At 42.3% G+C, this 23,694-nt stretch carries 28 protein-coding genes; 11 read left to right on the top strand and 17 right to left on the bottom strand.

Features of this window, described 5'->3' with window-relative positions; translation table 11 throughout:
* Positions 1-33: 33 nt before the first annotated feature.
* Together P855_RS0119935 and P855_RS0119930 are read right to left on the bottom strand one after the other, a co-directional pair.
* Positions 34-927 (bottom strand): YegS/Rv2252/BmrU family lipid kinase, encoded by an 894-nt coding sequence (locus P855_RS0119935; protein ID WP_028785187.1) that lies wholly within the window; start codon positions 925-927, stop codon positions 34-36.
* A gap of 120 nt (positions 928-1,047) precedes the next feature.
* Positions 1,048-1,707, bottom strand: coding sequence for a DUF4396 domain-containing protein (locus P855_RS0119930; protein WP_028785186.1), 660 nt, complete (start codon positions 1,705-1,707; stop codon positions 1,048-1,050).
* A gap of 396 nt (positions 1,708-2,103) precedes the next feature.
* On the opposite strand from P855_RS0119930, the gene P855_RS0119925 reads away from it, so the two are divergent.
* From P855_RS0119925 to P855_RS0119915, 3 genes are all read left to right on the top strand, one after another.
* On the top strand, positions 2,104-3,105 hold the full coding sequence (locus P855_RS0119925; RefSeq protein WP_028785185.1) for a C40 family peptidase: 1,002 nt from the start codon (positions 2,104-2,106) through the stop codon (positions 3,103-3,105).
* A 214-nt stretch (positions 3,106-3,319) separates the two neighbouring features.
* Positions 3,320-3,991 (top strand): hypothetical protein, encoded by a 672-nt coding sequence (locus P855_RS0119920; protein ID WP_028785184.1) that lies wholly within the window; start codon positions 3,320-3,322, stop codon positions 3,989-3,991.
* Between the two features lie 17 nt (positions 3,992-4,008).
* A complete protein-coding gene (locus P855_RS0119915; protein ID WP_028785183.1) occupies positions 4,009-5,256 on the top strand; it encodes an efflux RND transporter periplasmic adaptor subunit in 1,248 nt (415 codons plus the stop codon).
* Positions 5,257-5,295: 39 nt separating this feature from the next.
* Here the strand turns inward: P855_RS0119915 and P855_RS0119910 are convergent, their stop codons facing one another.
* Positions 5,296-5,667, bottom strand: a complete 372-nt coding sequence (locus tag P855_RS0119910) for a thioredoxin family protein (RefSeq protein WP_084315784.1) — start codon at positions 5,665-5,667, stop codon at positions 5,296-5,298.
* 692 nt (positions 5,668-6,359) lie between these two features.
* On the opposite strand from P855_RS0119910, the gene P855_RS0119905 reads away from it, so the two are divergent.
* From P855_RS0119905 to P855_RS0119885, 4 genes are all read left to right on the top strand, one after another.
* Positions 6,360-7,355: an LLM class flavin-dependent oxidoreductase gene (locus tag P855_RS0119905; RefSeq protein WP_084315783.1), complete on the top strand. Its 996-nt coding sequence runs from the start codon at positions 6,360-6,362 to the stop codon at positions 7,353-7,355.
* Positions 7,356-7,367: 12 nt separating this feature from the next.
* Positions 7,368-8,051: a VOC family protein gene (locus P855_RS21440; RefSeq protein ID WP_051353344.1), complete on the top strand. Its 684-nt coding sequence runs from the start codon at positions 7,368-7,370 to the stop codon at positions 8,049-8,051.
* Between the two features lie 301 nt (positions 8,052-8,352).
* A complete protein-coding gene (locus P855_RS0119895) occupies positions 8,353-8,718 on the top strand; it encodes an ArsR/SmtB family transcription factor (protein WP_028785180.1) in 366 nt (121 codons plus the stop codon).
* Positions 8,711-10,828 carry a heavy metal translocating P-type ATPase gene (locus P855_RS0119885; protein WP_084315782.1) on the top strand — a complete coding sequence of 706 codons (2,118 nt, stop codon included), beginning with the start codon at positions 8,711-8,713 and terminating at the stop codon, positions 10,826-10,828. Before P855_RS0119895 ends, P855_RS0119885 begins: the two co-directional genes overlap by 8 nt.
* A gap of 37 nt (positions 10,829-10,865) precedes the next feature.
* On the opposite strand, the gene P855_RS0119880 is transcribed toward P855_RS0119885, so the two are convergent.
* Together P855_RS0119880 and P855_RS0119875 are read right to left on the bottom strand one after the other, a co-directional pair.
* Positions 10,866-11,120, bottom strand: a complete 255-nt coding sequence (locus P855_RS0119880) for a DUF2164 domain-containing protein (protein WP_028785178.1) — start codon at positions 11,118-11,120, stop codon at positions 10,866-10,868.
* An 11-nt stretch (positions 11,121-11,131) separates the two neighbouring features.
* Positions 11,132-11,335, bottom strand: coding sequence for a hypothetical protein (locus tag P855_RS0119875; protein WP_028785177.1), 204 nt, complete (start codon positions 11,333-11,335; stop codon positions 11,132-11,134).
* Between the two features lie 156 nt (positions 11,336-11,491).
* Between P855_RS0119875 and P855_RS0119870 the strand changes: the two genes are divergently transcribed.
* The gene (locus P855_RS0119870) at positions 11,492-12,148 is read left to right on the top strand and encodes an SIMPL domain-containing protein (protein ID WP_028785176.1); all 657 of its coding nucleotides are present in this window, start codon (positions 11,492-11,494) and stop codon (positions 12,146-12,148) included.
* A 78-nt stretch (positions 12,149-12,226) separates the two neighbouring features.
* On the opposite strand, the gene P855_RS0119865 is transcribed toward P855_RS0119870, so the two are convergent.
* From P855_RS0119865 to P855_RS0119820, 11 genes are all read right to left on the bottom strand, one after another.
* On the bottom strand, positions 12,227-13,303 hold the full coding sequence (locus P855_RS0119865) for an NAD(P)/FAD-dependent oxidoreductase (RefSeq protein WP_028785175.1): 1,077 nt from the start codon (positions 13,301-13,303) through the stop codon (positions 12,227-12,229).
* Between the two features lie 82 nt (positions 13,304-13,385).
* Entirely contained in the window at positions 13,386-13,703 is a 318-nt protein-coding gene (locus P855_RS0119860; RefSeq protein WP_028785174.1) for a thioredoxin family protein, read from the bottom strand.
* Positions 13,704-13,731: 28 nt separating this feature from the next.
* Entirely contained in the window at positions 13,732-14,550 is an 819-nt protein-coding gene (locus tag P855_RS0119855) for a DUF368 domain-containing protein (RefSeq protein ID WP_037986653.1), read from the bottom strand.
* A 154-nt stretch (positions 14,551-14,704) separates the two neighbouring features.
* Positions 14,705-16,036 (bottom strand): DUF2254 domain-containing protein, encoded by a 1,332-nt coding sequence (locus P855_RS0119850; RefSeq protein WP_028785172.1) that lies wholly within the window; start codon positions 16,034-16,036, stop codon positions 14,705-14,707.
* An 86-nt stretch (positions 16,037-16,122) separates the two neighbouring features.
* Positions 16,123-16,422 (bottom strand): hypothetical protein, encoded by a 300-nt coding sequence (locus tag P855_RS21640; RefSeq protein WP_152526285.1) that lies wholly within the window; start codon positions 16,420-16,422, stop codon positions 16,123-16,125.
* The gene (locus P855_RS21635; protein WP_051353342.1) at positions 16,392-16,688 is read right to left on the bottom strand and encodes a nucleotidyltransferase domain-containing protein; all 297 of its coding nucleotides are present in this window, start codon (positions 16,686-16,688) and stop codon (positions 16,392-16,394) included. The genes P855_RS21640 and P855_RS21635 overlap by 31 nt, the downstream gene beginning before the upstream one ends.
* 161 nt (positions 16,689-16,849) lie before the next feature.
* Positions 16,850-17,530: a TraR/DksA C4-type zinc finger protein gene (locus P855_RS0119840; RefSeq protein WP_028785171.1), complete on the bottom strand. Its 681-nt coding sequence runs from the start codon at positions 17,528-17,530 to the stop codon at positions 16,850-16,852.
* A 134-nt stretch (positions 17,531-17,664) separates the two neighbouring features.
* The gene (locus P855_RS0119835; protein WP_028785170.1) at positions 17,665-18,276 is read right to left on the bottom strand and encodes a metal-dependent hydrolase; all 612 of its coding nucleotides are present in this window, start codon (positions 18,274-18,276) and stop codon (positions 17,665-17,667) included.
* A 62-nt stretch (positions 18,277-18,338) separates the two neighbouring features.
* A complete protein-coding gene (locus P855_RS0119830) occupies positions 18,339-18,869 on the bottom strand; it encodes a chromate transporter (protein WP_028785169.1) in 531 nt (176 codons plus the stop codon).
* Complete coding sequence (locus P855_RS0119825; RefSeq protein WP_051353347.1) at positions 18,866-19,396, bottom strand: chromate transporter; 531 nt, start codon at positions 19,394-19,396, stop codon at positions 18,866-18,868. Before P855_RS0119825 ends, P855_RS0119830 begins: the two co-directional genes overlap by 4 nt.
* A gap of 64 nt (positions 19,397-19,460) precedes the next feature.
* The gene (locus tag P855_RS0119820) at positions 19,461-21,071 is read right to left on the bottom strand and encodes a gamma-glutamyltransferase family protein (RefSeq protein WP_028785167.1); all 1,611 of its coding nucleotides are present in this window, start codon (positions 21,069-21,071) and stop codon (positions 19,461-19,463) included.
* 180 nt (positions 21,072-21,251) lie between these two features.
* Here P855_RS0119820 and P855_RS0119815 point away from each other — a divergent pair, with 180 nt between their 5' ends.
* The 3 genes from P855_RS0119815 (at position 21,252) to P855_RS0119805 (ending at position 23,476) form a co-directional block, all read left to right on the top strand.
* The gene (locus tag P855_RS0119815) at positions 21,252-22,514 is read left to right on the top strand and encodes a helix-turn-helix transcriptional regulator (RefSeq protein WP_327084792.1); all 1,263 of its coding nucleotides are present in this window, start codon (positions 21,252-21,254) and stop codon (positions 22,512-22,514) included.
* The gene (locus P855_RS22695; protein ID WP_268744502.1) at positions 22,511-22,633 is read left to right on the top strand and encodes a hypothetical protein; all 123 of its coding nucleotides are present in this window, start codon (positions 22,511-22,513) and stop codon (positions 22,631-22,633) included. Before P855_RS0119815 ends, P855_RS22695 begins: the two co-directional genes overlap by 4 nt.
* A gap of 204 nt (positions 22,634-22,837) precedes the next feature.
* Positions 22,838-23,476: a hypothetical protein gene (locus tag P855_RS0119805; RefSeq protein WP_028785165.1), complete on the top strand. Its 639-nt coding sequence runs from the start codon at positions 22,838-22,840 to the stop codon at positions 23,474-23,476.
* 47 nt (positions 23,477-23,523) lie between these two features.
* Here the strand turns inward: P855_RS0119805 and P855_RS22335 are convergent, their stop codons facing one another.
* Positions 23,524-23,682: a hypothetical protein gene (locus P855_RS22335; RefSeq protein WP_161628838.1), complete on the bottom strand. Its 159-nt coding sequence runs from the start codon at positions 23,680-23,682 to the stop codon at positions 23,524-23,526.
* Between the last annotated feature and the right edge of the window lie 12 nt (positions 23,683-23,694).

Raw genomic sequence — 23,694 nt, 5'->3', positions numbered from 1 at the left:
AGCTCAAAAAAACCGCACGAATATCTCGTGCGGTTATTGCGCATGCAGAAATGTGAGATGGTTAGGTAATAGGTCAATGGAGGATGGTGTCTTGAAATTTATTTCGCCATCCATGTCTACTTCTTGTTCGGGAGAAGCGGTAATTTCAATGTGTTCCCCTTTTGTATAGGACAGCTCCTGAAAACTTTCCGTTTCAGCCCATGGCTGATCCAAAGACATCAACTCTTTGAATAAAGTAAGATTGGAATTTTTAATTACTAAAACATCCAGCTGTCCATCCGAAGCATGGATGGAATCAATCGGTATTTGTCTCGTGCCTAAATACTTCCCGTTCATCACCAGAATCATGATCGCTTCGTCTTCTATCACTTTCCCGTCAATTGTCATACGGAAGGAAAATGAATCAGCCTGATTGATGGTTTTTAGTGCACTTATAAAATAACTCAGTACACCAAGTCTGCTTTTCTGATTTTTATCGATATTAAAAGATGTTTCAGTCACCAGTCCGATTCCCCAAAAATTCAGGAAGTAGCACTCCTCTAATTTCCCCACATCCACCGGAGTCTCCCGGCCATTAACCAGCGTTTTTGCTGCCTGGTTTAAGTTTTGTGGTATCTCCATCATCCTGCTGAAGTCATTGCTCGTCCCTCCAGGAAGAACACCGATGACCGGCCGCTTTTCCAGCCGGGAGATAGTATTGATACAGGCATGCAATGTTCCATCGCCACCTAAGATGAGCAGCAGGTCAATTTGTTCCCCATAATTCAGGCAAGTTTCCTGCGCCTCTTCAATACTGAACGTTTGTATGACAATCAATTCTTTGATTCTTTGCGCAAATACCGGCAGTGTCTCGGATAGTTTCTGCTCTATATTATCGCTGCCAGCATTGCCATTGTATAGAAATAACGCTTTGTTATATCTAGGCATGGATAACCCTCGTTTCTTGGAATTTCTTTCAACTCACCCTATTTAATGGTATCTTACCCTACATTATAGGAAACTTAGCGTACAACCTAAAGAAAAAAGGCGCCAATCAAATGGCCGCCTTTACATTTCTTCTTTTATCCCCTTCTGCACCAGCCACCAGTTAGCAGGATAGCTTGTAGCAAATCCGATAATCATCGCAATTTGCATCATGAACCAGTATGTCGCTTCCGTAGGCTTCGGTGGGTGTGCAAATAAAACATAATGGACAAGTGCCATCCAGGCAAACATCCCGACTTCAAATGCTACAAGGGATAATGTATCCGCCTTGATGGAATCCTTGAATGATCCCATTACTCCTTTATCATTCATAGGATGAATAGCAAAAAACTGGAACAGAATACCAAAAATATATGCTAAAACGAATTGCACCAGATAATGGGCAAATAATGTCGTTCCTAATATAGTCAAACCTGCTATTGCTACCAGCGGAACTCCTGCTGCATCTCCCAGCGTGCATCCGGAAGAACAGTGGCTTGTGGAGAAGAATACTTTTTCCGGTCTCCCACGGTTATCTTCTTTTTCATTATCTTTCGCCTTCAGCCGCCCCCAGCGGAAATAAGTCCATAAGGCAAATGGTCCGAAAAACCATCCATTGATCGGCCAGACGAGATTCATAATCCACATCATCTGTGGATGCTTATATACATCAATAGCTATAATCAATGTAGAAATCAAACCGGTTGCTAATGCGATATATGATATGATTCTAAGCCATTCCATATTATCACTGCCTCCTTTAAAATCTATCTAATTATAGCTACCACGTGAGCAGAATCACTAAACAAAATTAGCAAATCGACTTTAAACCAATATGGCTTTACCTGTTTGCAGAAAACCAACCAGGCAGCGTAAATAAAGCGCGGCTCCTGGCTCATAATAAAGAACTTTGTCAAAAACAAAAACAGGGCGCCGGCAGTTTACATTGCGGCCGGCGCCCTGTTTAATATGTAATAAAATCGTGCTCCAAATTATAATATACCCATTTGCTAATTCATTTATGACCTTTGTAATCATATTGTAATTATACTGTAATGTTAAAACACAGGAATAATATGGTACTATGAGTTTAGCAAAAATTGCTAGAAACTAACTAACCTTTGGAGGTACATAATCATAATGAAAAACAACTTTTTCAAGAAGGCAATCGTTACTACTAGCTTTGTGGGTGCTTTGACTATCGGCGCAGGAGTTGCCAGCGCAGAAAGTGTTACCGTACAATCCGGCGATTCACTATGGAAATTTTCACAACAATATGGTGTTTCTATATATAAAATCAAAGAACTTAACGGACTTTCTTCCCATCTTATATACCCTGGTCAAACTTTGAAAATTTCAGACGATTCCAGTTCCAGCAGCAAAGTGACTACCAGCTCTAACGCTACCACTTATACTGTTCAAGCAGGTGATTATCTTTCTAAAATCGGTGCTGAATATGGTGTAAGCTACCGCGATATTATGAAGTGGAACAATTTGAGCAGTACAATCATTTATGTTGGACAAACTTTGAAGCTTGAAGGTACAACATCCACTCAAACAAGCAATACTGCTTCAAGTTCCAGTTCATCCAGCAACGCAACTACATATACAGTGCAGTCAGGCGACTATCTGTCTAAAATCGGTGCTAAGTTTGGCGTAAGCTACCGGGACATCATGAAGTGGAACAACTTAAACAGCACTGTAATCTATGTCGGACAAAAACTGAGCATTGACGGTTCTTCCAGCTCAACAACCAGTAATGTCTCACAGACCAGCACAAGCTCAAACACATCCACATCCGGGTTGATTTCTACTGCCAAACAATACATGGGAACTCCTTATGTCTGGGGTGGAACTTCTCCTAGCGGATTTGACTGCAGCGGCTACTTGAACTATGTATTTGCTAAAAATGGCACCGACTTACCTAGAACAGTGGCTCAGATCTATAACGCCGGTTCATCTGTAAGCAGCCCTCAAGTAGGAGACCTGGTATTCTATGAAACTTACAAAGCAGGTCCTTCCCATGCAGGAATCTATCTTGGCAATGGACAATTCATCCATGCTGGAAGTGACGGTGTAACTATTTCCAATATGAACATCTCTTACTGGAAAAACCGTTATCTTGGTGCTAAATCTTATTAATTATACAAAGATATATAGTAAGCAAGTACCCAAAATCATGAAATTCCAAACCTCAAAATCACGTATTTTTCAAAATACGTGATTTTTTTATTGGTCTTCAGGCTATAACAAATTTCCACAAATTTTGGATATATATAGAAAGAGTGTAAAAATTCAGCTAGAATAGTAGACAGCATGAATTTATTGAAGATTACAAGGGAAGGAACAATCCACCATGTATGCGATTAACTTATTTAAATTATTCTTCCGGCGTGAGGATCAGCTGTTTAAAATTCACCGCGCAGAAAAGGTTTTTAACTTTTGGAAGTTAATCTTTTTATTATTCTTAGTCTCGATTCTCACTTACATATGGACAAGCTGGATTGGACTTGGCACCGACCCGATTTCTGCCAACGCTACCGAATTCACCCATAAAGAATACGAGCTTCGGAAGCTATGGTTCCTCATCGGGAGGGTTGCCTATGCTATTTTGTTTGCTGCCTTCATTCTCTTTGCTTCTTCTTTCTTCTGGTGGTTATTCAATGATATACGTTACCGCAAACTCATTATTATTCAAATGAATGTATTGCTCGTAATGCTGCTAGAGAGAATCCTATGGATTCCATTAATGGTTTATGCCGGAATCGATTGGTATGTTTCACCATTTTCTTTCGGAGTAGCCGCATCCTATATTACTGATATAGAATGGATCATTTACTTTTTCGGAGCTATTTCTATTTTCCAGGTTTGGATTATCTGGTATCAGATCAAATGTTTACAATATCTTTCCACCACGAAAAGATTTTGGATCTGGCTTGGAGTCATTAGCTGGCACCTGCTTTTATGGGCAGGGACAGCTGCCATTTCCCGTTATGATTTATTCCTGATTTATATTTTGAATAGTTAGAATGAGGGTGAACTGACATGCAGAATAAAAGAAAAAAAAGGTGGTTTTTTTTCCTGACCTTTGCCTTCGTGCTCACTAATTCTCTGCTGATTTTTTTTGACAGGGAAGATAAAGTTGAACAAAAATCTTACATTAATGACTGGTCGGAGGCATTTACATATGACCTGGTTGAAACCCTCTCCACGGATGGGGTTTTCGCAGCTACGGAATCAAATCCGATTTATTTCGATGATAGTGTTGGGTACTTTCAAAAGTTTCTGGTTGAAAAGGGTGACGAAGTCCGGGAAGGTGACGACCTATATGAATATGAAGTCATCGATTACCACACACAACAATCTTCTTTGGAGTCCGATATTAGCCGATTGGAAGAGGAAATCAACGCAATTGAAAGTTATTTGACCGAAATGGAAAGTTATGAAGTACCAGAGCCTGACAATAGCGAAGACAGCAGTATTTTAACACCTGATGAGGAAGGCGATGAGAATTCGCCTGCTTATACGGAGACTGAATTCATGAAAGAACAAACGATTGCTGAGAAAGAAATGGAACTGGCACAAAAAGAAGCTATGCTGGACATGGTAGAATCCCAGCTGGATGATCTGGAATCCGAAGGCCAGATCATTACTGTGCAGAGCCCTTTCAATGGCGTGATCACGGATGTTTCAGAAGAGCTTGATTCACCTATCATCACGATGAAAACTACTACCTTACAGGTAGAAGGCGTATTGGAAGAAGCAGAACGAAAACGCGTAAAAGAAGATATGAATGCCGAAATCACCATTCCGGAGGAAGAAGAACTCCAACTCAAAGGGAAAGTTTCTTCTGTCGCTCGTTTTCCAGAAAACGTTTCCGTGAACCAGGACAGTGAGTATCCGTTCGTAGTATCTATCGAAGAAGATTTGGCTGAAATGCTGCCTGGCTATCATGTAGCTGTTTCCATTATTACGGACAGGGCCGATGAAGCTGTTACCGCCTTCGCCCCTCTGTTAGCTACGGAAGAAAACCTGTTTGCGTGGGTGATGGATGATACTGGAAAATTAGTGCGGCGAGCGATTAAAACCGGCATAGAAGTCGATGGGCTCGTAGAAGTGATAGAAGGGTTAGAACCTGGGGAAATGCTGGCACATACACCACATGATCAATTCCGTAGAGGAGCAACCTTCTTCACTCCTATTCAATCGAATGAATTGCGCCTCAAAGAAACGTTTGCTATAGATTCACAAACAATGCTGAGTTACGGATTGATGGGGCTTATGGCGAGGTAAATTAAGCCGGCACCGCTTCAGGAAGCAGTGTCGGCTGTTTTATTCGAATAGTAAACCTGTCATTTTAGATAATTGTTGATCCAGTTCCTCTATTGGTACAAATCTGGCTTTTCTATCTATCTCTTTCCCATCAACAAAGATAATGACGACCGGAACAGTGAATATCGAATACTCCCCGGCTACAGACGGCACGTCATCCGCTTCCAATTGGAACGAATCCAGTTGAGGGTATTTCTTCACTACTTCTTCTACCTGGGGCAACAGGGAATGGCATACGGAACAGTTGGCTCCGGAAATATATAGTAATGCTAATTTACTCTCTGCAATTTTTTCTTTCAAGGCTTCTAATTCATAAAATCGCTCGATATGATCACTTCCTTCTATTTTCCTTTTTATTTGTATCTTCCACATTTCACCTTTTTATATGCCGGTTTTATGAATATATCTCTGCTAAACGGTGCTGTTATTCAACAATATGGCCGAATTGTGGAAGACTTAGTTTCAAAGTAATTTGGGTTCGTTACCGAGACAGGCGAAAGGGTGGCTGGAAAACGATTCGCTTTCCTGTGGGGGAGGCTGGCAAGCCTCCTCGGCCGTTTCACGACCTGTGGGGTCTCGCCTAGCCCCTTCTCCCACGGGAGTCTCACCGTTTCCCCGCCACCTTATCCATATTTTGACGAACGAACCCTACGTTGTGAGAAGATATCTTCCACATTTTCTGCATGAAAAGCTCAATGATTCAGGACATAAGCTCTTTTCAGCTGTTAAGATGGTGGTTCCGCATATCGATGTTTCCGTTAGTCTTACAAACGCAAGGAGGGCCGGGAAATTGCGAGACTCCTATGGGAGTAGAGTACATGGTGAGATCCCGCAGGGCATTAGCCCGAGGAAGCTCACCGTACCCCCATGGAAAGCGAGTGATTTCCCGGCCCTCCAAACGCTTATCACCATAACGGAAACAGTTTCTCTCGAAACTGAGTCTTCCATAAAAGGGAGCTTATCTGGAAAATCAGCACTGAGATTTAACAGAGCAAAGGCAGATAGGTTGCATCCTGCCCTTAGTGATGGCACGATGTACCTTAATAGTACGAAAGGAGAAAATCATGAGACTGAGCGTATTAGATCAATCGCCCATTTTAACAAATACCTCTCCGGCTCAAGCTTTACAGCAGACAACAGAACTGGCTCAGTTCACCGATAAGCTTGGTTATCATCGATTCTGGGTATCTGAACACCATAGCACAAAAAGCCTGGCAGGTTCAGCACCTGAAATCCTTATTACACATCTCGCAGCCCATACAAAGCAAATCCGGGTGGGCACAGGAGGCATCCTCCTCCCTCATTATAGTGCGTATAAAGTTGCAGAGTCGTTTCGTGTGCTTGAAACGCTTCACCCTAACCGCATCGATTTAGGGGTAGGACGAGCACCAGGGGGTTTACCTAATGTAAACCTGGCATTGAATGATGGAAAGCACCCTTCCATTGAGAGCTACCCCCAACAGGTGAAGGATCTAATGGCCTATCTTCACGGCCATGATCCTTATGAAATGGATGTTTACGCTACGCCTTTAGGAGAAACAGCTCCCCCTGTCTGGATGCTCGGATCCAGTGGTACAAGCGCCCGTCTTGCTTCGGATCTTGGTACTTCCTATTCTTTTGCACATTTCATTAACGGTTATGGAGGAACACGCGCTATGAAGCGTTATGATGAACACTTCACACCTTCCCTGCAACAGTCCCACCCAGAAGGAAACGTTTCGGTTTTTGCCATATGCGCAGATACGGAAGATAAAGCCGAACACCTGGCCTCAGGCCTGGATCTAGCCTTGCTTAAGATTGAGCAAGGCGAGAAAAGGGAGCATTTTCCTACTGCTGAAGAGGCCGCATGCTACCCTTATACTTTTTTTGAAAAAGAACGCATCCGTGAAAACCGCCGTCGTATGGCAGTGGGCTCTCCATCGCAAGTGAAAAAAAAGCTGGAAGACCTTGCAACTGGTTATGGGGTAAATGAAATAATCATCAACACGATTGTCCATCCATTTGAAGAACGCTTACGTTCCTATGAATTATTGGCAGATGAATTCGGACTATCCAAATAAGGAGGTTTCTCTATGCTTGCTTTTGATCATCTGGTGATAGCGGCCAATCATCCGTCACAAGACCAGATAGCCTTTAAAGAGAATTATAGAATAAAAGGTTTTCCTGGCGGCAGGCATGAATTCTGGGGCACATTCAATCACTTGAGTCATCTCCAAAATGATTGTTATCTCGAATGGATCGGGGTTGAAAATGAAAAAACAGCGGGAAATTCAGATAACCCTTTAATTCAACAGCTTGCCCTTGCTTTATCATGCGGAAGACAGGGACCGATCCAATTTGCTTTACGGACCACAGAAATGAATCAGTTTATCCATATTTGGGATAAACAAGGGATTCCTTATAAGGGACCCTTTCCCGGCAGAAGGGAAAAAACTGATGGATCCACCTTAAAATGGCGGATGTTGTTTCCAGAAGCCGCTGGCCGTAATACCCTCCCCTTTTTAATCGAATGGGAAGGCAGTAACCGCCCAAAAGATACGCGTTTCATCAACCCCCAGGCATTCCAGGAAATTAAGACAGGAGTATCTGATTTGGAACAAGCCGTCGATTTATATAATCGTGTCTATGGTTTAGGTACCCCTGAAACCCTTAAAGAGAAAAGCACTCCTTCCTATTCCTGGGATCTGGAAAACGGAAAGTTGGTACTTGTTCAAGGGGAAGGTATCCATGCTTATTTGGAAGGTGCGAAAATATAAAATCGAGGAATGTCCAGTTCAGATAATAGGAAAAAAAGTAGTCATTGCAGATTAGATCGAGTATGAAGTCGCAAAGATTTCATACTCGATTTTTTGTTGATTGTTAGAATTTCTCTTGTATCCACTGCCGCATTCTCTCCCTCCGTTATCTTCAAAAGTAATAAAGTCAATGTTCAACAAACGTAAGTATTAATTGCAGAAATCTCCATAAGGATAATTTCTTTGTCCATTTTTCTTTGACATTCAAACAGATATTTGAATATAATACATTCAAACGACGATTAGAATAAGGAGTGAAACGATGGCGAAAGATACCTGTGATGTCACCTGTATCCATCGGGATAAAGTGGACCATGTAAAAAATAAATTCACGGAGCATTCATTTTCTGACGTTGGGCAGATTTTCAAAGCGCTGGCAGATGAAAAAAGGTTAAAAATCGCTTATGCGTTAAGGATAGAAACAGAATTATGCGTCTGTGATGTAGCTAATATCATCAATAGTACCAACGCAACCGCTTCTCATCATCTCAGATTTTTAAGCAAATCAGGGCTGGCGAAATACCGGAAAGAGGGAAAGCTTGCCTATTATAGTTTGAATGATGACCATGTCAGCCATTTAATCGATATGGCCTTCAATCATTCTAAGGAGGTGGCACACCATGAGTGAGCAAACAGATAAACGAACTTATCGCGTTCAGGGGTTTACCTGAGCAGGCTGTGCGCAAAAGTTCGAAAAGAACGTCCAACACCTGGAAGGTGTGGATCAAGCAAATGTAAACTTCGGAGCTTCCAAGATCACAGTATACGGAGACACTTCTATTGAAGAGCTCGAGAAAGCAGGAGCTTTTGAAAATTTGCAGCTTGCACCAGAAGATGCTCCTTTACCTGAAAAAGAGAAAAAAAGTTTCTGGGAGAGCTATCGAAAAGAATCCTTATCCATTTTATTCATCATCTTAGGGTACGCTTCAGTCTTGATGGACGGGGAGGAAAGTGGATTTACCATTGCATTATTTGCTGCAGCGATCGTCATTGGGGGTACATCCCTGTTTATTACTGGACTAAAGAATTTAAGCCGGCTGGACTTTGACATGCGTACGCTGATGACAATTGCAGTCATCGGAGCAGCTATTATCGGGGAATGGGGCGAAGCAGCCGTTGTGGTTGTGTTGTTTGCCATTAGCGAAGCACTCGAAACTTATTCCATGGATAAAGCACGTGCTTCTATTCAATCACTGATGGATATCGCACCTAATGAAGCCTTGGTCAAACGAAATGGCCAAGAGATGACGCTTCATGTCAAGGACATCCAAATAGGAGATATCATGGTCATCAAACCAGGACAGAAAATAGCCATGGACGGTAAAATCACACAAGGGTCTTCCGCCATCAACCAGGCTGCCATCACTGGCGAATCACTCCCTATCAGCAAGGTGGAAGGTGATGAAGTATTTGCCGGCACGTTGAATGAAGAAGGCTATCTTGAAGTGGAGGTAACTAAAACCGTTCAGGATACAACACTTTCGAAAATTATTCACCTGGTCGAGGAAGCGCAAGCCGAACGGGCACCGTCCCAACACTTTGTCGATAAGTTCGCCAGGTACTATACTCCCGTTATCATCCTGGTAGCGTTGCTCGTTGCATTGGTGCCTCCTCTATTATTGGGAGCAAGCTGGGGAACATGGGTATACCAAGGGCTTGCCGTTCTGGTTGTCGGCTGTCCTTGCGCTTTAGTCATCTCGACTCCTGTAGCCATTGTTACGGCTATTGGAAATGCTGCGAAAAACGGCGTACTGATCAAAGGCGGTGTCTATTTAGAGGAAATGGGCGCAATCCGCTCGATCGCTTTTGACAAGACAGGTACACTGACAAAAGGGACACCAGAAATGACCGGTTATCACCTGGTCACTTCTAACTCTCCTGACCCTATGAGTTGGATCGCAGCATTAGAGTATAAATCACAGCATCCTTTAGCAGCCGCTATTTTACAGCGTGCAGATGAAAAGCAAATCGATTATAAACAAATAGAGGTCAGTGACTTCTCGGCACTTACCGGAAAAGGCATTACAGGTAAGATTGATAGAACCACCTACTATATCGGTTCTCCTTCCCTGTTCAAAAATAAAGCCGGTTATGATGAACAGATAATTGAACGGATTCATGACTGGCAGGCACAAGGAAATACAGTAATGCTGGCCGGGACGGAAACTCAACTCCATGCGTTGATTGCAGTCCGTGATACCATCCGAAAAGAAAGTAGTACGATCATCAAACAGCTTTCTGAGTTAGGAATCAGCAATACAATCATGTTGACCGGAGACAACCAACGTACCGCCAATGCCATCGGTAATGAGATCGGTATCAGCCAGGCAAAAGCCGAGCTGCTCCCGCAGGATAAATTGACATTCATCAAAAGCTACCGGGAACAATATGGAAGTGTCGCTATGGTTGGTGATGGGGTGAACGATGCCCCTGCACTTGCTTCGTCGACAGTCGGGATAGCAATGGGGGGCGCCGGTACGGATACAGCGCTTGAAACTGCAGATATAGCTTTAATGGGTGATGACCTTAATAAGCTGCCTTATACCGTAAAACTTAGTCGTAAGGCACTTGCGATCATCAAACAGAACATCACTTTCTCCCTCGTCGTAAAACTGGCAGCGCTCCTCCTGGTGATTCCAGGCTGGCTCACACTCTGGATTGCCATTTTTGCCGATATGGGGGCGACCTTGCTCGTTACCCTAAATGGACTTCGCCTGCTAAGAGTTAAAGACAACTAAAAAAATCCTCCCGCCTTTTTTGGTGGGAGGATTTTTGTTACCGATAAAAATTCCGGCCGACACGACGCTCCAGCGCTAAGATATCTTCATCCAAATTCATTACTTTTTCTTCTACCAGCCCTTTCGCATCACGAATTCCCTGATTATACATAATCGGGCCAAGCTCTTTTATAAAAAAGTTTAACAACTGTTCCGCGGCTATGCTGCCTAGCTGCTCTCCTCTTTCCAATTCAAAATACTCCTGAATAGAAGCTATTACCTGTTCACGATCTTCTTTTTTAATTTTATTCATACCTTCCACTCCTAACTATAATATCCCAGCCAATACAATCCACTAACCAATAGTAAGGTAACACCTGACCCGGCCCCCAGAGCTACTAAAAACAACCGCCAGCTTTTCATTTGCCATTTCATCATAATAGCTGCAATCAAGGTGAAGATAAATCCGAAAAATAACCCTGCAGCTGGCGTTGTCGGTGTTATCCAATCATACCATTGAACTTCCATCCACATTTCCCCTTTCCTTACATCTATGTTATTTATTTGACTTCTTCCGTTTTATTCCTTCTTGAACATCCACATTCCTTTAGATGATCATTCATTCATTTAAATAAAACATGGAACTATCTATCCAGGCATATACTGGATAGGAGGTGTTGTAGTATGTATCATTACCCCATGCATAGGAATACAAGTGTTAGACCATGGACGATGAAGGTCACTGGAACAGGTATGGTGGCCGCCGCTCCTGACCAGGCGATAATCATAACTGGAGTAGAAACTGAGGATATGAGTCTTCAGGAAGCTCAATCTTCAAATAGCGCAGCAATCCAAAAAATCATCGATGCCTTAACGAAAGCAGGGGTCCCGGAGTCCCAAATTCAAACCAGTGAGTTCCGTATCAACCCTGTCTATGACTTCAAAGAAGGACAGCAAATATTCCGGGGTTACAAAGTCGCCAATCTATTGAAAATAACCCTGTATGACATGGCTGCCATTGGTTCGATCATCGACACTGCTACAGCCAACGGGGCTAATGTTGTCCGCGGAGTGGAATTTTCACTTCAGCATACAGATGTGATCTATAACCAGGCCCTTGCAGAAGCGCTGCAACAAGCAGAACAAAAAGCACAGACCATTGCCAGATCCCTCCACGCCACCCTGAACGCTATCCCACATTCTGTCATCGAGAGCCCTGAAACCAGCCAGCCTTCTCCTTTCTTAAAAGCGACTGCGCTCCAAGCCGCTCCGACGCCTATCGAACCCGGCCAGCTAATGATTAAAGCAGACGTCCTTGTCTCCTATCATTATTATCTATAGGCAACAGGTGTGAAAAAGTGTTGGGAGAAAAGTGTCAGCCAGAAATGAAATAAGAGGCTGCTTATAAACAGCCTCTTTTTAATCATTAAGGAAGTAATTCATGTAATTTTGGTCAAGTTTACTTCTTACTTTCCATGCTTGTTTGTTATGCACACTGACAGCTCCATAGATGAGCAGTCCTTCCTGATCACCTGTAGAAATTATGGAATAGGAGCGTTTTTGAGGGTGGAATTCATCTAAAGATGTATCCTCCAGGGAACTGCAAATATTTTTCCATAATAACTCACCTTGTTTGACTGCATGTCCTTCACTATCTGCATGTTTGGATTTACTTCCTAAAGCTGTCCCATCCCCTACTGCAAATATATAAGGATGGTCTTTCACCTGAAGTGTGGACAGGTTTTCAACAAATCCATTTTCATTGGTAGGGAGTGACGAACGTTCATAAATAGGTCCTGGAGCCGGCCTGCCATGCCAGAATACCTCTGTGAACCTGATTTTATTATTTTTCTCAGTCAGGAGATGGTCATCATGAGTCGCCTGGATGCTTTCCCCTTCCCAAACCTGGACGTTATGTTTCTTCAGAATACGAAGAATTTTTTGATGCGTCCACTGGGCCTCGCTTTGACACAAACGGTTTTCACCAAGCAGGCGGACGTGGCCTTTTTTAGATAAGCGGCGTTTATAAGCCTGGATTGCAAGCGCTAGCTCGACCCCTAAGGCATCCTCGCTCACGATTAATGGGGAATGACTTTCCCGCAGTGTATCGATTTGTTTAAAAATATCCCTGTCCTTTGAATCATTTTCCCCTAATAATTTTTGAGGGTTCTTAGCACCTATATCCAGACTAAGTATATCGAATGGGTAAACGGCGCCATCTTTACACACAAGTTTGCGTTTACCAGTATCGATATAAGCCGCTTCCCTTTGAATAAAGGGAACCTTGGCTTTAGAGCAAAGTTTCCTTAGATCTATTTGTACCTGATCTTTGGTATAATTACCTTCTGCGTAACCAGCAAGCATAGGGGAGTATACTTGAAAGGAAGAACGGGATATCAATAGCAGCTCCACTTGATCGGCACGCTCTTCGATCATCGTGCGTATGACATGTAAATGTGCATGTCCACCTCCGACTAATATTACTTTTGTGGTCACAGTGTTCCTTCCTCCTTTCTAATCCCTGCCAATTTATAAAAAGAGCCGCCTCAATAGGTATACTGAGACCGCCCCAAGAAAATCATAGATGTGCATGTAAAAATGTTTGTACTTCTTCTGGTGTTTTTGCATCCGCACTATGTAAATGCGCTTGTTTTTCACTGTTTTGAAATAATAAAATGCTAGGAATACCCATCACATCATATCGGCTTGCAATATGAGGCAACTCATCACGAGACACCTTATACCATTCATACTGCTGATATTCCTCGATTACATCCCCAATAAACATATCCATCACGATACAATCCGGGCACCCGGACCCCTCAAATTTGATGATGACAGGTTTATTATTGTTAATAACCTTTTCGAATACCTCTTCTGTCATGATAGCTTCCATGTCTTTGTCTCCTCTACCTCATCCAATACTAATTGTATTCTACTCTTCCAAGCAGGTAAGCAGCAAGCAAACCACCGATAAAAGCAATCGCGCTGACGGCCATCATCACGCCACTTCCCGGAACGCCAGGAAATACTACGGCCACCGAACCAATTACTAAACCGATGATTACAGCGAAAGTTCCTTCTGTATAATTATCAAGAAAGAATTTGACAATCTTACTCATGATTACTACACCAAGCACCAGCCCGATACCTACAACGCCGAGAACATCCAATTGGAAGTTAGATACCCCATTGATAATCGTAGAGTAGACCCCGATAATATATAATATCATCGAACCACTGATACCAGGCAGCACCATGGCACTGCTGGCAATCCAGCCGGAAAAGAATAACAACACATAATTTTCCATAGTAAGATTCTGCATTGGTTCTGTTTCACTTGCCTGGAAAAATGCGAGCGAAGCTACAAGCACCGCTCCAATCAGCAATAGCACATAATGCTTTCCTTTAAAGGTATGTTTCATATCAGCCTTATGGTATAAATACGGCAGCACCCCTATAATCAGCCCCATAAAGAAATATTGCGTAGGTCCCGGGTAATGCTCAAACAGCCATTCAATCAGCCTGCTCAGTACAATAAATGCGGTACCTACTCCAATTAATAATGGAATTAAAAATCCTAGCTGCTGCTTCCACCTTTTACTGAATATCCCATTAATCGCATCAATCCAGCGATCATAAATCCCTAAAACAACGGCAATTGTCCCGCCACTGACTCCCGGCACTACATCACTCGCACCCATAAGAATCCCGCGGTAAATATTTTTCCATTCAAACCTCATGGTCCTTGTTCCCCTTTTCTAAGCAATAAACATGCAATCATGTCTTCTATTCTACCAAAAAATTGTAATGAAAGAATACATTTTTTACGTTTATCATACTGTTCGGGTAAGCTTACAAATCTATGTACGCTTCTTCCCTTAAAAAGCCCTTTTATCAAGGGCGTTCTGATTCCATATACTGATCACATGCAATAGCAAGCTTATCTACTAACTGCTTATAATAATAGTAATCAAGCTCAGCCATAGCTTCTTCATTTATAGCCGACCTCATGTATTCAGCAAACTTCCAAACTTCTTTTTTCACAGGTTTTTTATTAACAACTGCTACCCTATATAATGCATCAAGCACAGCATTCATGACGGATATATCGTGCTTTCCGTAAATTCTTATCTGATAAAAGCTTTTATACAGATAATCGCTGTAATGGGCAGGCTCCATAATCAATCGAAGATGCTCATCGTCATCCGCATAATAACGTATTTCTTTATATTGATCGCCAAGCTCCGCCAGAATCGATCCAATTCTATTGATACAATTTACTGCGGTATGGGGGTCGTTGATTCCCGGTGAAATAGCCTTAACAGCAATTTCAACTAATTTCTGAATAGAAAATTCAATGTCCTGCAGGTCTGTTCGTTCATTTCCGATCAAAAGGAATTCGTTGCATTGGCTTGTATCACAATCAACCTCTTCTGTTTGGCCCCAAAAAGTAAATAATGGCATACCTTTTTGGACGTAATCACCAATAAAGAAATGGGCTTCTAACAAAAGATGGTTCTCTTTTGCCCAGTGTACCAATTCTTTTATTTGCACATGTTGGACATAACCCGACCTGGAGGCAAATATATACTCTCCCTTTCCTCCCTTTAACTTGGAGATATCAGTTTCATTCCATTCGATAGCGTCCAAGTCGCTTTTCTTAGAGAATGTTTTATCAATGATTGCTGAGGTGTTCTTTCTTATTTCCCCGATCAAATTATTCACTTGGACAAACCTTGCAGAATGATGAATGAACAAAATAAAAAAAGCTAAACAGACGATGGATACTACTACTGTAAAAAACGGACTTGCCAGTGCTTGCTTTTTATCCTCTGTAAGCAGAATCAAATTCAGCAAAGTGAAAATGAAGCCAAAGGAATATACACCCAGCACATGTTGCGTCACTCTGCTCTGCATGAAATTCTGCAGCGTCCGGGGGGAGAATTGAGTAGTATAAGTAGTCAGTACAACCATTATGGTAGAAAAACTGATTGTGGTCATTGTCAAAATCGCTGTAATCAAAGCGCTATAAAGCGATTTGGCAATATCCTGATTGGTCAGGAACAGGTTTGGAATCGCTTGTGATATCATTGGCAGCAGCGCTTGGTCGGCAAATGTGACTACTGCTACCGCAAATATTGATATTAACCCGTAAATAGTCGGCAGAAACCAAAAACTGTCTCTAATATTCACTTTTGCTTTTTTGGAGTTAGAAGTTGTATTCAATCTATGTCAGCTCGATTCTATAAGAGGTATTATAAGCACTCTATTGCCTATCCTTACTCAAGTTAAACTGGGGAAAAATGACACATTCAGAGCAGGAGTTTCTCAAGCCATGGATGATTAGGGTGACATTGGATCAACCCCTGCTTTAACCATTCCTTCTGCCGTTCATTCAACCGTGGGAAAATGTTCTCGAAATCCTCATTATCCTTTTGCCTGGTTTCTTTCGCTTTATACAGTAAAACAATTTCTGGATTCAAATAAGGAAGCCCTTGTTCTGAACGAAGGTGCATATGAGAAATGGGAAAAGTGATTTCAGGGTCCCTCCGGTAGACCCAACGGTCACTATCCTTTTCATTCAATAAGATTTCCAGTTCCTGTACCTCCATTTTGCATGGATTTCATGTACCGGCATTTCTAATTGCTCTAACTGGTTCCATTCTCTTAATTGTTTATTCTCTATTACATGAACCTCCCACCCTGACATCGTTTCTTTCAGGAGAGATTGGTCTTCACGAAAAATAGCCACCTCGACATCCTGATGCTGACGTGTCTCTTCGCCAATATGCAAATCGATTGCCCAACCACCTGCAATGAACCATTTTCCTTCGAAAGCAGCCATCCATTGCGAAACTTCCTGACATTTTTCAAACATAACTAACCCTCTTTTCTTTGGTAACACTCCAATCCATTCTTCTTTTCCCCTGTTACAGGCACAACCAATCATGCAGTCCAGCTTTTTGAAGACATAATCCCCGAACCGAAAAAAGAAAGAAGCTGCTAGCGCTTCTTTCTATATAAAAATAATACAGCAGCTTATGAGTTTTCTTCTTCCTCAATGTTTTCCTGTTCGTGCATATATTGATCATATTGGACGTTACGCTGGAAATCCACTTTTTCATCCCCCGTGTATCCTTCAATTCCTGTAGAAGCAAAGTTCTCATAGGTTTCCACGTACCCGGAGCCATCTTTATTGTCCATTAACGAAGAATCTTCATAGGTCATACTGCTATCATTGAATGAAGCTACCTGCTCATAAGCGTTCTGCTCATTATACTCTGTTTCTTCGCTGCCTGTATAATACTCTTCCTCTGTTGTCTGCAGAACATCTTCCTCTGCCGGTCGGTCGTCCGAAGCACTTTGATTCGGGGAGGCCTCTACTACTGTACGCGCTGTCGGTAATGCTTCCAGCCGCTCCATCGGTATTTCTTTACCAGTGACCTCGCATATCCCGTAGGTTCCATCATCCATCTGCTTTAAGGAATAGTTGATGTCTGCCAACTCTTCTTGCATATGGGCACTTAAGGCGATATCTTTCTCCCGTTCATAGAGCTCTGTTCCTGAATCTGCAGGATGGTTGTCATATTGGGATAATTCGCCAGAAGAAGTATCGCTGGCAAAACCACGGTTGAACCCGAAGTGATCATTCTGTTCAAGCTCCTGCTCGACTTCCTGTTTACGTTCTTCCAGTTGTTTTCTTAAATGATCATACTTCATCTTTATACTTCCTTCCCTGTTGGTATTGTGCTTAGTTTGACCATTGGTTGCATTTTTACCACAATATTGCAAGGGAAAGTTTATTGCAGCCCCACTTTCTTATGGACTTCAGCTAATTTAGACTACTGATTAGATTAAGTAGCATTCATGATCAATACCCATACGTTATAAATAACCAACACGGTTACAATCGTTTTTTCTGTAACGGATCCTGTCCGGAAGGTGAAAATAAACCGGAAATGCCGTTTCGATATAGGATAAAATATCGGAATCCCCTTTTTGGTAACATAATCTCCAAGAAGATGGGATACAGCACCTGCGAGTAATCCATATAAATAGAACCAGGGCACATGCATCCATTCAACAATCACTTGGCAATACACCCACAACACTAATAAGAACAGAAACGAATGGGTCATTTTACGATGACCGCGAAGCATTACTAAAATGGGAATCATCATCATAACAAAAATCTTCAAGTCTTCCCGGTAAGCATTAAGTACGTGTGGGAAAAATAGATAGGCTAATAATGTGATCAGAAAAAGTAAAATCAGTAACCGCCAGAACTTGCTGCCGAGTCGGGATGTCGGTGTATCGATATCAGGCAGGAGCGCTCCAAAAAGAACGAATACAAAAAACAGTATGACATCCATCGTGTGGACAGGAGCTATGCCGAACTGCTGTAAAATCGTGATGGCAATCACCCCGAAGGTGAAGCCTAAGACCTGATGTCCAGTTGCTAACATGATGTCTAACCTCTTTACCTATGTAATGAAAAAAAGCCTCACAAGTGGAGGCCTTTTCAATATTATCCTAAAAACACAGCGCCGTAAACAAGCGAAAGAAGGATGACAAAAGCCGGATGGACTTTCATTCGCTCAATCAGAAGGAAACTGGAACCGGTAATCAGGATCAATTGCAGCCAGCCTATTTGCATTTGAGCTTCAGCGAAGAACTGCCATGCCATGAGGCCAAGCAAAATAGCGATAGCAGGCCGGACATATAAGGTCATCCGTTGTACTTTAGGAGAATCTTTATACTTATATAGTAAACCCAGCAAGAAAATCATGACAATCAAAGAAGGGGCTACTGCACCAAAGACTCCAATAAACGCTCCAGGAACTCCTCCCTGCTCATAACCGATGTAGCCCGCCATCTTCGTAGCAATTGGTCCTGGGAGAGCATTTCCTAAAGCAAGCACTTCGCTGAATTCCTGGATGGTCATCCAGTCATAGCGCTTGACCACTTCGTTTTCTACTAAAGGAATGGATGCAGGTCCCCCGCCATAACCGAGTATCCCTGGTATAAAGAACGCCAAAAAGATTTGCCAGTAGATCATCCTTCCTCCTCCTTCTTCTCTTCTTTCCGGGAATGGGGGTGCTCTTTTCTCCCCACTGTGGCCAGCAATAACAGTCCGATGATGATTCCCGGATGGAGATTAAGATAGGTAAGCAATAGAAAGATGACGACAGACATGGCCAGGGTCTGTGCCCATCCCATTCCTTGCTTCGCCTTATGGAAAAATTGCCATGTCAACACTGCCAGCATGACAGCCACTACCGGCATGACAGCACTGGTCATCCCCTGTACCCATCCAGCATCCTGGATAGTCGATAATGATGTCAACAAAATAATCATTAAAAATATGGTAGGGATGATGGTAGCCAGCACCGCATTGACAAGACCGAACCAGCCACTGACACGATAGCCGATATATCCGGCCATTTTAGTAGCAATCGGACCTGGAAGCGTATTTGCTAATGCCAATAAATCACCGAATTCGTTATCATCCATCCATTGATATTTATCTACCACTTCTTTATGTACCAAAGGAATGGATGCAGGGCCACCTCCGTACCCAAGCATACCAACCCTGAAAAAAGCTAAAAATAAATGCCATTGTGTCACGTTGTATCACCCTTCTCCTGCTCTACCAGACAGCGATTGCCCCATCTGTACGTGATTCTGTACCGCCAGCTAAAACTCCGGATTTTTGATTACGGAGGATGACCTGACCTCTGCCGAATGCTCCTGAATCAAGAGCTACCTTGATTTGGTGACCTTTTCTCTCCAATGCTTGTGCCACTTCTTTTGGAAATGACGGCTCCACAATTACTTGTTTCCCTTCAACCCATTGCCACCTGGGCGCATCTAAAGCCGTTTGCGGATTCAACTGATAATCGATTAAATTGTTTACTACTTGCATATGACCCTGGGGCTGCATGAAGCCCCCCATTACACCGAAGGGTCCTACTGCTTGATTTTCTTTTGTAAGAAAACCGGGAATAATCGTATGGAAGGTTCTTTTACCACCCTCAAGTGCGTTGATATGATTAGGATCGAATGAAAAATTATGGCCTCTGTTTTGTAGAGCTATCCCTGTCCCTGGTACCACTAACCCAGATCCGAAGCCCATATAATTACTTTGGATAAATGACACCATGTTCCCTTCCCTATCTGCGGTTGCCAGATAAACCGTGCCTCCTTTAGGTGGCTCGCCAGGCTGCGGCAATATAGCCTGCTCTCTAATCAACGAACTTCTTTTCTTGCCATATGTATCAGATAAAAGACTGTCTACAGTATGTCTCATATCACCATGCTCCGTAATATGTGTGAGTCCATCTGTAAATGCCAGCTTCATTGCTTCTATTTGTTTATGGTAATCGGCAACACAATGCTGTATTGAGAAGTCGAATTCTTTGGCTATATTGAGTGCCATCAATGCCACCAGCCCTTGTCCATTCGGCGGAATTTCCCATACATCATAATCACGGTAGTTTACTGAAATAGGATCTACCCATTCCGGTTGAAAACCTGCCAGATCTTCTTTACGTATAAAACCGCCATAGTTTCTTGAAAATTGATCGATTTTTTCAGCTATTTCACCACGATAAAAGGATTCTCCATTAGTCTCTGCTATATCACGCAATGTCCTGGCGTGATCAGGAGAAGACCATACCTCACCGATCTCCGGTGCACGGCCTTTAGGAGCAAATGTTTCAAACCAATAGTTGAACACTTCATCTTCCAGGGTTTGTTTGAATACCTCGTAACCCTTTCGCCAAAACTTTCCGAGAATCGGGGTTAAAGCGAAACCTTCTTCCGCATAAGCAATCGCGGGAGCTAATGTTTCTTTTAAAGATAACTTACCGAACCGATCAGAAAGTTCTACCCAGGCTGCTGGTGCTCCTGGTACAGTGACAGGCACCCAGCCGTGAATCGGTATCTCCTGATGCCCCATTTCCTTGACCGCATCAATCGAAATCGATTGTGGTGATGGACCGCTGGCATTCAAGCCATATAATTTATCCTTCACCCAAACAAGCGCAAATGCATCTCCACCAATCCCATTGGATGTTGGTTCTACAACAGTCAAACAAGCCGCTGTAGCAATGGCAGCATCGATGGCATTACCGCCTTTTTTCATCATTTCAAGTCCAGCCTGTGCCGCTAGTGGCTGTGAAGTCGCAACCATTCCGTTCTTTCCATATGTAGTCATCCGTTGTGAGGGATAAGGATTGTATAATGTATCAAAATTCATTGAACCATCCTCCTATCAATTCCATTATTATACTTTATTATTTCAGAGAGGACTCATTTTTCAAAATATTTTAGCAAAACAAAGTATTTTTTCCTATTCTCGCTTCTATTTTTGTCGAAAAAAACACAAGTGTTCGCACATTTGGTATAATATTGAAAATATAGAAAGGAGGGGGTTACCATTAAAGGAGGGTTAATCAAGCAACAGAGGATTAAACAACAGATGACTCAGGAAGAGCTTGCTTTTGGGATATGTTCCGTTTCTTATTTGAGCAAGATTGAACATGACTTGATCAAACCGAGCGATGAGATTTATGAACTGTTGGGTAAGCGGCTGGGACTTGAACTTAGCTCTCTCAACGACTCATTTGATAGTGTCATTTACGACCGCCTGCATAGCTGGCATGAATCCATCAAGCACAACGATTACACTACCATGGCAGATATTCACCAATCACTCACGGAATCACTGGCAAAAAATTTTCATACTGAATTGAACAATTTGTTTATGATTTTCGAATTTCGGTACGCGTTCACCCTCGGTAAATTAGATGACCCCTCTCAAAAAATAGCCATCTTACAAAATATCGCAGAAACTTCAAACCTGGAATATCGTTATTACTTCCATAAAATACTTGGATATTATTACATGCTCGAAAATGAATGGAATTGTTCCATAAAAGAATTGAAGCAAGCAAAAAAGACGATTGCAGACTTGCCATTGGACGATAGCGAGCTTTACTATCATATGGGATATGTATATAGCAGACTCGGCAACTTTGCCGAATCGATCTTGTACGCAGAAAAAGCACTGGATATGTACCAGACAACCCTGAACTACACAAAAGTAATCGAGTGCTGTATGTTGATTGCCATTAACTATAATTTACTCCATGTCTATGAAATAGCCAAAGAGTACTTTCAAAAAATACTCCATTCGGCTAATGGGTATTTAACAAACGTGGTGCGGGCAAAAGTGTATCATAACCTTGGCTATATTTGCATAAATAATAAACAACATGAAGAAGCTGTAGATTACTTAGAAGCAGCGCTGTGTTTAAAAGAAAACGAACAAACGAACCCTTCCAACACGCTGTATTTACTGGCGCTCTCCCACTATACTGTCAAAAACATACCAAGAGCAAAATTCTATGCTGAAAAAGGTCATAAAGTAGCAGCCGAATTTGAGGATCTCAAATACCTATATAAACACTTCATCTTGCTTCATCAAATAGAAGGTACGCTATTACAAGAAATTTTTATAGAAACATTAAAAGAAGAAATCATACCTTACTTTGAAAAAGTGAATGAAATTGCGGAATACCAGGACGCTTTAAAGTTATTGGGGGAAATCTATTATGAGAATAAGAAATATAAACTTTCCGCCCAGTACTTTAAAATAGCTGCTCAAGCAGATTTTCAGGGGAAGGAGGTCTTACTATGAAGAAGCTGTTGTTGGTATTCGGTGTCTTGTTTTTGGTCTCCACAGCTGGATATGCCTCCCATGACATTGCAGGAAATGATTCTGATTATCCTGAGGTAAAGTCGATGAGTAATGTTTAATTTCTGATTAATTTTACCGTCTTAATCAAGACGGTTTTCTCTTGCCCTTTTTCTCCCTCCTTCTCTTCCTTCCTATGGTGAAAATTTTCCCAACCTTGTCCAAAAACAGCTATTTTTCAACACTCTTCCTTATCTTCTTTCCCAATAATATTGTCAGAATTTTGTGATATATTTATAGTATAACAATTAAAGGGAGGTCTAGAAATGACGATGAAAACATTTCTTGTTGCTGTCGCTTTAGGTACAGGCCTGATTGTAAGCGGAATGGTTACTCACGCTGATCAAACGTCCAAAAGCCTGAATGCCGATGTCCAAGCATCTGACCAGTCTCCCGTCCCCCTTTCCAATGGTGATGAACCGTCACAAACGCCCGAAGGTGACTCATCTGGATCCCACTCCTTAAAGGTTGACAACTCTATAGAGAAAGAAAGTGAAATCAATACAGGCAGGTCAGACCCATCGAACCATACATCATCTAACCAATCTGCTTATTCCCTGCAAGCTTCCTCCTCTCCTCTTCACTCCCAAAATGCACCTGTTATCAGCCCGGCCACTTACTATCCAGTCGTTAAAGATCCCATCTACTTACTGTACGACAAAGCATTGAACCAGCTTTTCAAGGATGGACAACTCAATTCCTTAACAATAGTATTAGTGATCATCATTGGCTACATGATCCGGTATAATCAACAGCCGCAAATGAACGAAACAATACAGCAGCCAGCAGATCCTACGGGTAGTATACTAAAAAAATATATTCAACATTTTCTAATGATTCTCACCATCATTTGTTTACTCGTCGCCTTATTTATCGCCAAACAAATACTGGTCTTGTTGATTTAAAAAAGGGACAGAGGGAGACCAGCACAAGCTGGTCTCCTTCCCTGCGGCTAAGGCATCGGTGGTCTTTGCTGATTACGGTCCTTTTCCATTTCTTCCTCTGTCTCCGCTTCATGAGTCATAACTTTTCGTTTGGAACGGACCAGCCAGCTGATACTCGCTACCAGTAGTAACATTATTACTAACACGACGATGATGCTTTCCATCATTCGTCCCCTCCT

It is taken from the genome of Thalassobacillus devorans MSP14 (genome assembly GCF_000496835.1).
Taxonomy (GTDB): Bacteria; Bacillota; Bacilli; order Bacillales; family Halobacillaceae; genus Thalassobacillus; species Thalassobacillus devorans_B.
This window is presented reverse-complemented; position numbering and strand designations above follow the sequence as displayed.